Source organism: Leisingera sp. MMG026 (assembly GCF_021654205.1).
Taxonomy (GTDB): Bacteria; Pseudomonadota; Alphaproteobacteria; order Rhodobacterales; family Rhodobacteraceae; genus Leisingera.
Genome location: NZ_JAKFZM010000006.1, coordinates 87,193 through 99,504, shown reverse-complemented (window position 1 = coordinate 99,504; position 12,312 = coordinate 87,193). Strand labels below are relative to the sequence as shown.

12 protein-coding genes are annotated in these 12,312 nt (G+C 63.1%); 7 read left to right on the top strand and 5 right to left on the bottom strand.

All coding sequences use genetic code 11. The features are described from left to right. The first annotated feature begins 74 nt into the window (after window positions 1-74). The 6 genes from L1069_RS04870 (at window position 75) to L1069_RS04845 (ending at window position 6,700) form a co-directional block, all read left to right on the top strand. Window positions 75-1,121, top strand: coding sequence for a rod shape-determining protein (locus tag L1069_RS04870; RefSeq protein ID WP_027257685.1), 1,047 nt, complete (start codon window positions 75-77; stop codon window positions 1,119-1,121). Window positions 1,122-1,186: 65 nt separating this feature from the next. Beyond that, window positions 1,187-2,128: a rod shape-determining protein MreC gene (gene mreC, locus L1069_RS04865; RefSeq protein WP_237454977.1), complete on the top strand. Its 942-nt coding sequence runs from the start codon at window positions 1,187-1,189 to the stop codon at window positions 2,126-2,128. Continuing rightward, window positions 2,121-2,660: a rod shape-determining protein MreD gene (locus L1069_RS04860; RefSeq protein WP_237454976.1), complete on the top strand. Its 540-nt coding sequence runs from the start codon at window positions 2,121-2,123 to the stop codon at window positions 2,658-2,660. Before mreC ends, L1069_RS04860 begins: the two co-directional genes overlap by 8 nt. Then, window positions 2,657-4,603, top strand: coding sequence for a penicillin-binding protein 2 (gene mrdA, locus L1069_RS04855; RefSeq protein WP_237454975.1), 1,947 nt, complete (start codon window positions 2,657-2,659; stop codon window positions 4,601-4,603). The genes L1069_RS04860 and mrdA overlap by 4 nt, the downstream gene beginning before the upstream one ends. Next, a complete protein-coding gene (rodA, locus tag L1069_RS04850) occupies window positions 4,600-5,751 on the top strand; it encodes a rod shape-determining protein RodA (RefSeq protein WP_237454974.1) in 1,152 nt (383 codons plus the stop codon). Before mrdA ends, rodA begins: the two co-directional genes overlap by 4 nt. Window positions 5,752-5,767: 16 nt before the next feature. Next, window positions 5,768-6,700, top strand: a complete 933-nt coding sequence (locus L1069_RS04845; protein ID WP_237454973.1) for a glyoxylate/hydroxypyruvate reductase A — start codon at window positions 5,768-5,770, stop codon at window positions 6,698-6,700. Between the two features lie 132 nt (window positions 6,701-6,832). On the opposite strand, the gene L1069_RS04840 is transcribed toward L1069_RS04845, so the two are convergent. Continuing rightward, window positions 6,833-8,848 carry a M3 family metallopeptidase gene (locus L1069_RS04840; RefSeq protein ID WP_237454972.1) on the bottom strand — a complete coding sequence of 672 codons (2,016 nt, stop codon included), beginning with the start codon at window positions 8,846-8,848 and terminating at the stop codon, window positions 6,833-6,835. A 139-nt stretch (window positions 8,849-8,987) separates the two neighbouring features. Between L1069_RS04840 and L1069_RS04835 the strand changes: the two genes are divergently transcribed. Then, on the top strand, window positions 8,988-9,110 hold the full coding sequence (locus tag L1069_RS04835) for a PLP-dependent aspartate aminotransferase family protein (protein WP_217621269.1): 123 nt from the start codon (window positions 8,988-8,990) through the stop codon (window positions 9,108-9,110). Window positions 9,111-9,128: 18 nt separating this feature from the next. On the opposite strand, the gene L1069_RS04830 is transcribed toward L1069_RS04835, so the two are convergent. From L1069_RS04830 to coaBC, 4 genes are read right to left on the bottom strand one after another with little or no spacing between them, the layout of a single operon-like run. Beyond that, a complete protein-coding gene (locus tag L1069_RS04830; protein WP_129369524.1) occupies window positions 9,129-9,479 on the bottom strand; it encodes a hypothetical protein in 351 nt (116 codons plus the stop codon). A gap of 12 nt (window positions 9,480-9,491) precedes the next feature. After that, entirely contained in the window at window positions 9,492-10,541 is a 1,050-nt protein-coding gene (locus L1069_RS04825; RefSeq protein ID WP_237454971.1) for a HesA/MoeB/ThiF family protein, read from the bottom strand. Then, window positions 10,541-10,996, bottom strand: a complete 456-nt coding sequence (dut, locus tag L1069_RS04820; protein WP_237454970.1) for a dUTP diphosphatase — start codon at window positions 10,994-10,996, stop codon at window positions 10,541-10,543. The genes L1069_RS04825 and dut overlap by 1 nt, the downstream gene beginning before the upstream one ends. A gap of 38 nt (window positions 10,997-11,034) precedes the next feature. Then, on the bottom strand, window positions 11,035-12,231 hold the full coding sequence (gene coaBC / locus L1069_RS04815; RefSeq protein WP_237454969.1) for a bifunctional phosphopantothenoylcysteine decarboxylase/phosphopantothenate--cysteine ligase CoaBC: 1,197 nt from the start codon (window positions 12,229-12,231) through the stop codon (window positions 11,035-11,037). Window positions 12,232-12,312 lie beyond the last annotated feature (81 nt).

The following is a 12,312-nucleotide window of genomic DNA, read 5'->3' as shown; positions in this document are numbered from 1 at the left end:
ATAAGGTTGGTGCTGGCGGCCCCACCGGGAGTCGCCTAAGGTAAAAATGACAGCACTCACAGGATCCCTTCTATATGGCGCTTTTCGGAAACTTGGGCGGTCTGTTCTCTTCGGACATGGCCATCGACCTCGGCACTGCGAACACGCTGGTTTACGTCAAGGGCCGCGGTGTCATCCTTTCCGAACCGTCGGTGGTGGCCTATCACGTCAAGGATGGCGTCAAAAAGGTGCTGGCCGTGGGCGAAGACGCCAAGCTGATGCTGGGCCGCACCCCCGGCTCGATCGAGGCGATCCGCCCGATGCGCGAAGGCGTGATTGCCGATTTCGACACTGCCGAAGAAATGATCAAGCATTTCATCCGCAAGGTGCATAAACGCTCGACCTTCTCCAAGCCCAAGATCATCGTCTGCGTGCCGCATGGCGCCACTCCGGTTGAAAAGCGTGCGATCCGTCAGTCGGTTTTGTCCGCTGGTGCGCGCCGCGCCGGGCTGATTGCCGAACCGATTGCCGCAGCCATCGGTGCAGGCATGCCGATCACCGACCCGACCGGCAACATGGTTGTCGACATCGGCGGCGGCACCACCGAGGTGGCAGTTCTGTCATTGGGCGATATCGTCTATGCCCGTTCTGTCCGCGTCGGCGGCGACCGTATGGATGAAGCGATCATCAGCTACCTGCGCCGCCAGCAGAACCTGCTGGTGGGTGAAGCCACCGCTGAACGCATCAAGACCTCAATCGGTACCGCCCGGATGCCCGACGATGGCCGCGGCCAGTCGATGCAGATCCGCGGCCGCGACCTGCTGAATGGCGTGCCGAAGGAAATCGAGATTTCCCAGGCCCAGGTGGCCGAGGCGCTTGCCGAACCGGTGCAGCAGATTTGCGAGGCGGTGATGACCGCGCTGGAAACCACCCCGCCGGATCTGGCCGCCGACATTGTCGACCGCGGCGTGATGCTGACCGGCGGCGGCGCGCTTTTGGGTGATCTGGATCTGGCCCTGCGCGAACAGACCGGCCTGGCCGTATCCATCGCCGACGAAAGCCTCAACTGCGTGGCGCTGGGGACCGGCAAGGCGCTGGAATATGAAAAGCAGCTGGCCCACGCCATCGACTACGACAGCTAAACGCCCCTGACCGCCTGAATGGCGCCAGCTGACAACGGGCTGGAGGGGCGGCTGGAAGGAGAGACGTGGCAAAGGACAAGTCACAGCGCGACGATTATGCAACCCCGCTGCGGCGTCTGCTGACAGCGGTTTTGTGCCTGTGCCTGGCTGCTGTGTTCATCGTCTGGCGGATCGACAGCCCGCGCGTGGAACGGTTTCGCGCCCAGGTGGCTGACCGCGTGGTGCCCAGCATGGATTGGGCCATGGTGCCGGTCACCGCCGCCGTAAACTTGATGCGCGATTTCCAAAGCTATCAGCGACTGGCCGAGCAGAACCGCGAGCTGCGCAGCGAACTGCGGCAGATGCGGGCCTGGAAAGAGGCCGCACTGCAGCTGGAACAGGAAAACGCCCGGCTGCTGGATTTCAACAACGTGCGGCTGGACCCGCAGCTTACCTATATCACCGGGGTGGTGATGGCCGACAGCGGTTCACCCTTCCGGCAATCGGTGCTGCTGAATGTGGGTAGCCGCGACGGGGTGCATGACGGCTGGGCCGCGATGGACGGGATCGGGCTGGTGGGCCGGATTTCAGGCACCGGGCACGACACCGCGCGGGTGATCCTGCTGACCGACGCCGCCAGCGCAGTGCCCGCCACCATTCAGCCCTCCGGACAGACAACTCTTGTCACCGGTGACAACAGCGCCGCGCCAGTGCTGAGCTTTCTGGAAAATCCCGACCTTGTGCGGCCCGGCGACCGGGTGATCTCCTCCGGTGACGGATCGGTGTTTCCAGCGGGCCTGCTGATCGGCCAGGTGGCCAAGGACCGCTCGGGCCGGATGCGGGTGCGGCTGTCCGCCGATTACAGCCGGCTGGAATTTCTGCGGGTGCTGCGCCATCACGGCACCGAGGTGATCCAGGATCCCGGCGGGCTGGTCGGAGCAGCCCCGGGTGATCCGGTTCCGCAGCCGCGGCCCGAAGGGCTGGGCGGCGGCAGCGCCGAAGGCACTGCTGAGGCCGGCAATGGCTAATACCTCGCCCGCCCGGATCTGGGCTATGCGCGCAGCCTTTCCCGCGCTGGCGCTGCTGATCATGTTTTTTCATCTGCTGCCGTTGAACACCGAGCCGAGGTTCTGGGCGCCGCCGGATTTCCTGCTGCTGCTGGCAATCACCTGGTCGCTGCGGCGGCCCGATTTTGTGCCTGCGCTGTCGATTGCGCTGGTCATGCTGCTGGCCGATCTGCTGTTTCATCGCCCGCCTGGATTGCTGGCGTTGCTGACAGTGCTGGCCTGCGAGTTTCTAAAGGCGCGTGCGGCCCCGCACCGGGAAAGCACCTTCGTCAGCGAATGGCTGGCAGCCGGCGTGACCCTGATCGGGATGGCCGTTTTGAACCGGCTGGTTCTTGTGGTTTTTGGCGTGGCGCAAGCGCCGCTTAGCCTGACCGTGATCCAGATTGTGATGACCATCGCTGCCTATCCGCTGGCAGTTTGGGTCAGCCAGGCTATTCTGGGTGTGCGCAAATTGTCCCCTTCCGAAGCCGAAACCCTGATGAGCCGCCGATGAAACGCAATTCCAAGGATCTGGACGTCTCTCATGGCAAGATGACCCGGCGGGCACTGCTGCTGGGCGGGCTGCAGGTGGCCTTTGCCGGCGGGCTGGCAGCAAGGATGCGCTTTCTGCAGGTGGATCAAGCGGATGAATTCCGCCTGCTGGCCGAAGAAAACCGGATCAACATCCGCCTGCTGCCGCCTGCCCGCGGGCAGATCTTCGACCGCAACGGATTGATCATCGCGCAGAACTCCCCCTCCTACAGGATTACCGTGGTACCCGAGGACGCCGGCGATGTGGAGGCGGTGATTGATAAACTGTCGAGCCTGCTGCCGCTGGACCCGGAAGACCTGGAGCGCGCCCGCACCGAGATGCGGCGGTCGCCGCCATTCCTGCCGATCACTCTGGCCGACCGGATCGGCTGGGAGGATATCTCCAAGGTGGCGGTGAACGCCCCCGCCCTGCCGGGTGTAACCCCCGAGGTCGGCCTGACGCGGATTTATCCGCAGCTTGGTGATTTCGCGCATGTAGTGGGCTATGTCGGGCCGGTGTCCGACTATGACCTGAGCAAGATGGAAGACCCCGAGCCGGTGCTGCTGATCCCGCGTTTCCAGATCGGCAAGGTTGGATTTGAGGCCAAGCGCGAAGACGTGCTGCGCGGCAAGGCCGGCGCCAAGCGGGTGGAAGTGAACGCCACCGGCCGGGTAATGCGTGAACTGGACCGGCGCGAGGGTATTTCCGGTGCAGACATGCAGCTGACCACTGACGCTGAGCTGCAAAACTACGTGCAGGCCCGGCTGGGCCGGGAAAGCGCCGCAGCGGTGGTGATTGACTGCGAAGACGGCGATATCCGCGCGATCTGCTCTTCTCCCAGTTTCGACCCCAATCTGTTTGTGCGGGGCATCTCAGTCGCTGACTACCGGATGCTGACCGAGGACAACTATAGGCCCCTGTCCAACAAAACCGTGCAGGGCACCTACCCGCCCGGCTCCACCTTCAAGATGATCACGGCGCTGGCAGCGCTGGAACAGGGTGTAATCGGGCCGGAGGAAACTGTTTGGTGCCCGGGCCATCTGAAAGTTGCCGGCCGCCGCTTCCATTGCTGGAAACGGGCAGGCCACGGGCATGTGGACCTCAACACTTCGCTGAAACGGTCCTGCGATGTTTATTACTACGACGTGGCGATCAAGACCGGGATCGACAATATCTCGGCGATGGCCAACAAATTCGGGCTGGGCATCAGGCACGATTTGCCGATGTCGGCTGTGGCTCAGGGGATTACGCCGACCAAGGAATGGAAAGCACGTTCCTATGGCAAGGACTGGCTGATCGGCGACACCGCAAACTCCTCGATCGGCCAGGGCTTCACCCTCGCTTCGCCGTTGCAGCTGGCGGTGATGACCGCACGGATCGCCACCGGACGCAGTGTAACGCCGCGGCTGCTGAAATCGCTCGACGGGGTGGAACTGCCCAGCGGCGCGGGCGACCCTTTGGATGTCAGCGAAAACAGCCTGCGCATGGTGCGGCGCGGCATGTATTCGGTCAGCAACGACCGCCGGGGCACCGGCTACCGCTCCCGCATCATCGCTGACAACATACGGATGGCCGGCAAAAGCGGCACCAGCCAGGTGCGCAACATCACCGCCGCCGAACGGGCCGCAGGGGTGATCCGCAACGAGGATCTGCCCTGGGACCGGCGCGACCATGCGCTGTACGTCTGTTTTGCTCCCTATGATAAGCCGAAATACGCGGTGGCTGTGGTGGTTGAACATGGCGGCGGCGGCTCCAGAGCCGCTGCGCCGATTGCCCGCGACGTGCTGCTGCAGGCGCTTTACGATGGCACCCCGCCGCTGGAGGCCTACCCCAAAGGGGACCGCAGCCGCATCAAGGCACAGCAGGAGCGGCTGGAGCGCGAGCGCGTCAAGCGCCCCTTGGGCAGCAGGAGCAGCAAGGCATGAGCTATCTGGAGTATCACGCCAAATCGACGCCCTCCGGCCTGCGCAAGATACTGTATTTGAACTGGGGGCTGACACTGCTGCTGATCACGGTGTCCAGCGTCGGCTTTCTGATGCTCTATTCGGTGGCCGGCGGATCCTTCAGCCCCTGGGTCGAGCCGCAGGTCAAACGCTTTGCCCTGGGCCTGGGCGTCATGTTTGTGGTGGCGATGATCCCGATCTGGTTCTGGCGCAATGTGTCGGTGCTGGCCTATTTGGGATCCTTGGCGCTGCTGGTCGCGGTGGAGCTGTTCGGCACCGTGGGCATGGGCGCACAGCGCTGGATCGACATCGGTTTCATGCGGCTGCAACCCTCAGAGGTGACCAAGATCGCCTTGGTAATGCTGCTGGCGGCCTATTACGACTGGCTGCCTGCCGAGAAGACCTCGCGGCCCATGTGGGTGCTGCTGCCGGTGGCGCTGATCCTGGTGCCAACGGCGCTGGTGCTGAAACAGCCGGACCTTGGCACCTCGATCCTGCTGATGGCGGCCGGCGGCGGGGTGATGTTCCTTGCGGGCGTGCATTGGGCTTATTTCGTGGCGGTGATCGCAGCCGGCGCGGGGCTGGTCAGCGCGGTATTTCAAAGCCGCGGCACCGACTGGCAGTTGTTGAAGGACTACCAGTTCCGCCGCATCGACACTTTTATGGACCCCTCGCAGGATCCCTTAGGCGCGGGCTACCACATCACCCAGTCGCAGATTGCGCTGGGATCCGGCGGCTGGTCCGGACGGGGCTTCATGCAGGGCACGCAATCGCGGCTGAACTTCCTGCCGGAGAAACACACCGACTTCATCTTTACCACCCTGGCGGAGGAGTTCGGCTTCATCGGCGGCGTTACCCTGCTGTTCATTTACATGCTGATCATCCTGTTCTGCATTGCCTCGGCGATTGCCGCCAAGGACCGGTTTTCTTCGCTGGTGATCCTGGGCATTGCCATCACCTTTTTCCTGTTCTTTGCCGTCAACATGTCGATGGTGATGGGTCTGGCACCAGTGGTCGGCGTGCCGCTGCCGATGGTCTCATACGGCGGCTCGGCAATGCTTGTGCTGCTCGGGGCCTTCGGCATTGTGCAAAGCGCCCATATCCACCGCCCGCGCCAATCCTCGCGCTGAAGATCAGGGAGTTTCCATGACCGCCAATGTCCTGTTTGCCGGCCGCGCCGATGCATGGCCCGTTTACCAGCCGCTGCTGAACGCGGAATTCGCCCGTTTGGGTCTGGATGCCGAACTGCGTAATGGTTTCGCTCCGGAAGATGTGGATTACATCGTCTTTGCGCCCAGCGGACCCATCAGCGACTTCACCCGCTTTGATCGCTTAAAGGCCGTGCTGAGCCTTTGGGCGGGTGTGGAAAAGGTCGTGCCCGCCGTGCCTGCCTCCGTGCCGCTCACGCGGATGGTGGATAGCGGGCTGGAGCAGGGCATGACCGAATGGGTGGTTGGCCACACTCTGCGCTATCACCTTGGAATGGATGCGCATATCCTTGGGCAAAACGGGCAATGGGAACCAAAGGCGCCGCCCCTGGCCAAGGACCGCCATGTGACCGTATTGGGTCTGGGCGCCCTTGGAACTGCTTCGGCCAGTGCGCTGTCAGCCCTGGGGTTTCAAGTATCGGGCTGGAGCCGGTCGCAAAAAGAAATCGAAGGCATCACCTGCCACGCCGGGCCTAAGGGTATGAAGGACGCGCTGGCGCAAGCGGAAATTGTGGTCCTACTGCTGCCCGATACACCCGCCACCGAAAACACGCTGAATGCCGAGACGCTTGGCTGGCTGCCCAAGGGGGCAAAGATCATCAACCCTGGCCGCGGACCGCTGATAGATGATGACGCCCTGCTGGCGGCACTCGGCAACGGCCGGATCGGGCACGCAACTCTGGATGTGTTCCGCGTTGAGCCGCTGCCGCCGGAGCATCCCTTTTGGGCGCACCCCAATGTGACAGTGACTCCGCATATCGCCTCGGAAACCCGCGAAAGCACCGCTGCCGAAGTGATCGCCGAGAACATCCGCCGCGCCGAGGCTGGAGAGCCGCTGCTGCATTTGGTGGACCGCAACCTCGGTTATTAGGGCGGGGCTTTGCCCCCTGCGCCTGACGGCGCATTCCCCCAGAGTATTTTCGACCAGAAAGAAGCCCGGGGTCTATCGCTTCTTTCTGGTCCTAAATACCCAGTTCAGGGGCATCGCCCTGCGCAATGCCGGCTATTGTGCGGTCAAGCCGCGGCCTTGCAGCAGCGCTTCCACACCGGGCAACCGCCCGCGGAACGCCGTGTAAAGCTCAGCCGGGTCAACCGAACCGCCAGTGGATAGAATATGCGCCTCCAACGCCTTAGCGCGTTCGGCATCAAAGGCACCGCCTGCTTCCTCAAAAGCCGCAAAGGCATCAGCATCCATCACCTCAGACCACATGTAGCTGTAATAGCCCGAGGAATAGCCGTCGCCGGCAAAGACATGGGCGAAATGCGGGGTGGCGTGACGCATGATAATCGCCCGCGGCATCCCGAGTTCTGCGAGCACTTCAGCTTGCTTTGCCATAGGGTCGGAAGGCGCAGGACCGTCGTGAAAGGCCAGATCCACCAGGGCGGAGGCGACGTATTCCACCGTCTGGAACCCCATGTCGAAGTTGGCGGCACCCAGCACCTTCTCCAGCATCTCCTGCGGCATCGGTTCGCCGGTTTCCGCATGGGTGGCAAATTCCTGCAGCACCTCCGGCACTTCCAGCCAGTGTTCATACAGCTGGCTCGGCAATTCGACAAAATCACGCGCGACCGAGGTGCCCGAGATGCTTTCATAGGTCACATCCGACAGCATTTGATGCAGCGCGTGGCCGAACTCATGAAACAGGGTGCGGGCGTCGTCCCAGGACAGCAGCGCCGGGTCGCCCTTGGCGAAGTTGCAGACGTTGATCACCACCGGCGCCTGTACCTGCGGGAATTTCGCCTGCTGGCGCATTGCCGAACACCAAGCGCCCGAGCGTTTGGAACCGCGGGCAAAATAGTCGCCGATGAAGACCGCCACATGGGCACCGTTCCGGGTCACCGCCCAAGCGCGGCAATCCGGGTGGTAGAGCGGCACGTCCAGCGGCGCGAACTCCAACCCGAACAGACGGTTTGCGCAGGCAAAGACGGCCTCGATCATCCGGTCAAGCTGCAGGTAAGGTTTCAGCGCCGCTTCATCCAGATCGTGCTCGGCCTTGCGGCGTTTCCCGGCGTAGTAGCGCCAGTCCCAAGGTTCCAGGTCACCGTTGATGCCGTCCGCCTGCATCATCGCGGTCAGGACCTTGGCGTCTTCATCGGCGCGGGCCTTGGCCGGGCCCCAGACATCCATCAGCAAGCCGCGTACCGCGTCCGGCGTCCTGGCCATTTCGGTTTCCAGTTTGTAGGCAGCGAAATTCTTATACCCCAATAGCCGGGCACGCTCTTCGCGCAGCTGCAGAGTTTCCGCTGCAATGGCGCGGTTGTCGGTTTCGCCGCCGCCCGCACCGCGGGCTGCCCAGGCGTTAAAGGCTGTCTCGCGCAGATCCCGGCGCGGGGAAAACTGCAGGAACGGCGTGATCAAGGACCGCGACAAGGTCACAACCGGACCGTCCTTGCCCATTTCCTGCCCCGCCGCACGGGCCGCGCTGATCACGAATTCCGGCAGGCCTTCCAGATCCTCTTCGGTCAGCTCCATGAACCAGCTGCGCTCATCAGCCAGCAAGTTCTGAGTGAACTCAGTGCCGAGTGTCGCCAACCGCCCCTTGATCTGCTGCATCCGCGTATCCGCCTCGCCTTCCAGCGCCGCGCCGCCACGGACAAAGCCGCGGTGGGTCAGCATCAGGACGCGCTGCTGCTCCTGCGTCAGATCCAGCACATCGCGCTGATCCCAGACCGCCTTGACCCGTGCATACAGCGCCTTGTTGGCGGTGATCGCCGAGAAATGCGCGGCAAGTCTGGGCGAGAACGCCCGCTGCAGCTCCTCGCGCTTGGGGTTGCTGTCGGCGCCTGCCACAGTAAAGAACACACCCAGCACCTGCTCCAACTCACGGCAAGGAGTTTCCAACGCCTCGATCACATTAGCAAACCCAGGCGCCTCGCTGCTGTTTGCGATGGTGTCGATCTGTGCGGCGTGCGCCGCAAGTGCTTGCTCCAGCGCAGGGGCAAAATCGTCGTCAGAGATGCTGTTGAACGGGGCAATTTCAAACGGCGTGTCCCAGCGGGACAGAAGCGGATTGGACATATACGGGTCTCCTTTGCCGGGAACGCTAACGGGAAAGCCATGGAGCTGCAATTGGGCTTGCAAATGACTGGACGCACCAGTCTGGAATTTGCGGAACGTCAGTTGGTTCCGATCGCCCAGGGCAATATCTGCAAAGGCATTGCGTCCCGACCCGGCGCAGGAGGCAGAATACCGCATCTATGCAGGCGACGGCATTTTCCGCCTGTCCGCCGTACTGGAGGACACCGAAGACCTGATCGCCGCTCGGAACCGGTTGCTTTGACCTTGTGGCACGGGCGGGTCAGCCGCCAGCGCCATCGCCTTTGGTCAGTGCCGCTGGCACGATGCGGATCGGAACATCCGCGATATTGGCCGCCCGGGCGATCCGCCACTCGAAACGGCCCATACGGCTATCGGTATCGATAAGAACCACCACCGGCTCCTTACCGGTGATCTCTGCCGCAAACAACGCCTGCTGAATGCTGTCCAGGCTGCTGCGCTTATCGAGGCCGAACTCGATGACCCGGTTACTGTTTTCGCAATCTGTGCGGATCGACGCCGCACCGCCGGGATAGGTGAACTTATGCACTGTCTCCGGCTGGCCGCCGAACAGGGCGCCGCAGAGCAGCGAAATGAAATAGGCTTCGTTCACGGGGAGGTCTCGTCAGGAGTGTCCGGCGCTGCCGCAAACCGGGCAATCTTGCCGCCTGGCCATGCGGATTTTGCGGGTTTCGCCATAGAGCCCGTCATAGATCAGCATCTCACCTTGCAGAACCGCACCGGCACCGGTGATCTGCTTGACCGCCTCGACTGCCATCATTGCCCCGACAACACCGGGCAGCGGGCCAATCACCCCGGCCTCCGAGCAGCTGGGGGCAAGACCGGGCGCCGGTGCCTCGGGGAAAATGCACTGGTAGCAGGGTCCGCCCTTGGCCGGGTGAAAAACGCTCAGCTGGCCTTCCCATTGCGACAGCGCGCCAGAGATCAGCGGCTTGCCCAGCGCCACTGCGGTGCGGTTGGCGAGATAACGGGTTTCGAAATTGTCGGTGCCGTCGAGGATCAGATCATATTCCGCAAACAGCTCCTCCGCGGCCTCCCCGGTCAGGCGCCGGTTGTAAGGGCGCACGTCGGCATAAGGGTTCTGCGCCTGCATCGCGGCCTGGGCCGAAAACACCTTGGGCTTGCCGATGTCTGCGTCGCGGTGGATCACCTGTCGCTGCAGGTTGGCATTATCGACCACGTCGTCGTCGATCACCCCGATTGTGCCCGCGCCGGCGGCAGCCAGATACTGCAGCGCAGGCGCACCCAGCCCGCCGGCACCGATCACCAGGACCTTGGCCTGCTTCAGCTTCTTTTGTCCCGCCCCGCCCAGTTCCCGCAGGACAATATGACGGGCATAGCGGTCAAGCTCGCTTTCGGTGAAGGTGCTGGCAGGCTGGCTCATGTTCGTTTCCTGAGGCTGGGCGCGGGTCTTCAGGGCGGCCACGATACGCGCATAGAAACCAGCCACAATGGCAAAACCGCCCAAGAGAAGCCAAGGCGCTGCCGAGCCCCCGGTGCCCTCCCGCAAACCGTGCCCGTCCGGCAGGGTCAACTGCACCGCCAGTACAGCCGCAAACAGCACAACCAGCAAACCAAAACGCAGATTGCGCGGCAGGCCAAGGAAACGCCCGCCCCACCAGATCAGCGCTGCCAGGATCAGAATGCGCAGCATCAGCCGCGCCCGGTTGAACCAAAGCCGCCGTCGCCGCGGGTGGTGCCGGAGAGCGCCTCCGCGCGCTCAAACCGGGCTTGAAGCACCGGCGCCACAACCATCTGCGCGATGCGTTCGCCATGGCGGATTTCAAAGGATTCCTGTCCTGCATTCAAGAGGATCACCCCTAGCGGCCCGCGGTAGTCACTGTCGATTGTGCCGGGCGTGTTGGGCAGAGTGATCCCGTGCTTCAGAGCCAGGCCCGAGCGCGGGCGGATCTGCACCTCGTAGCCTACAGGAATTTCGATGCGCAGCCCGGTTTGCACCAGTGCCCGTGCCCCCGGTTCAAGCGTCAGCGTGCCCCCGCCCGGCAGGTTAGCGCGCAGGTCCGCTCCCGCAGCGCCAGCTGTCTCATATGCCGGCAGCGGCACATCCCGGTCCGCGCCTTCGTCGTGGATCACACGGATTGTTACCATCCCCGTCCCCTGCTTCATCTTTGTTCAAATACTCAATTTCACCCGGCCAGCGCCGCAGCGATCCGCGCAGCCAGTTTACGGGCGACGTCATCCTTGCCCATGCGCGGCCACTCCTCGGCACCGTCATCAGAGATCAGGACAACTGCGTTTTCGCTGCCGCCCATGATGCCGGTTGCGGGAGAGACGTCATTTGCAACGATCCAGTCGCACCCCTTGCGCTTGCGCTTGGCGGTGGCGTTTTCCACCACGTCGTTGGTCTCGGCGGCAAATCCAACCACTAGCTTGGGACGGCCCTTTGGCATCCGTGCAACTGTTTTCAGAATGTCCGGGTTTTCTGCAAATTCCAGCACCGGCAACCCGTCCTTGGACTTCTTCAATTTGCGGTCCGAGGCGCTGGCGACCCGCCAATCCGCCACCGCCGCGGCAAACACCCCGGCATCAACAGGCAGTGCCGCTTGCACAGCCGCTTCCATTTCGCGGGCGCTTTCAACCGCCACAACCTGCACGCCCTCAGGCGGGCGCACCGCTGCCGGGCCCGTGACAAACACCACTTCCGCGCCAGAATCGCGCAGAGCACGGGCCACCGCTGCCCCTTGCGCCCCGGAGGAGCGGTTGGCGATATAGCGCACCGGATCAATCGGCTCATGCGTCGGGCCGGAGGTCACCAGAATGCGTTTGCCTCTCAATGGTCCATCCGAAAATTTGGCAGTGATCGCAGTCACGATCTCATCCGGTTCCGCCATCCGGCCCGGGCCGAATTCACCGCAGGCCATGCTGCCGTCATTCGGACCCGCGAAAGACACCCCATCCTCCTTCAGGACCGCGATGTTGCGCTGTGTCGCCGGATGCTCCCACATCCGTACATTCATCGCAGGTGCCAGCATCACCGGGGTGTCGGTGGCCAGCAGCAAGGTAGAGGCAAGATCGTTTGCCAGCCCCTGCGCCATCTTGGCCATCAGATCCGCCGTGGCCGGCGCTACAACCAAGAGGTCGGCGCTGCGCGACAGCTGAATATGGCCCATCTCGGCCTCGGAGGTCAGATCGAACAGTTCCTGATGCACAGGGGTTCCGGCAAGTGCCGAGACAGACAGGGGTGTCACAAATTCCGCGCCGGACTTGGTCAGCACCGGGGTCACGCGCGCCCCTTGGTCCTGCAAGCGGCGGATCAGCTCCAGCGACTTATAGGCCGCGATACCGCCGCTGATTATCAGGAGAATATGTCTGCCAGCCAGCATTTGTCCGCCCTTGTCCCGTTTCCCGCGACCTTACTGCGCTGCGGCGAAAGTGTGAAACGGTTTTCCCAGCGAGAGACGGCC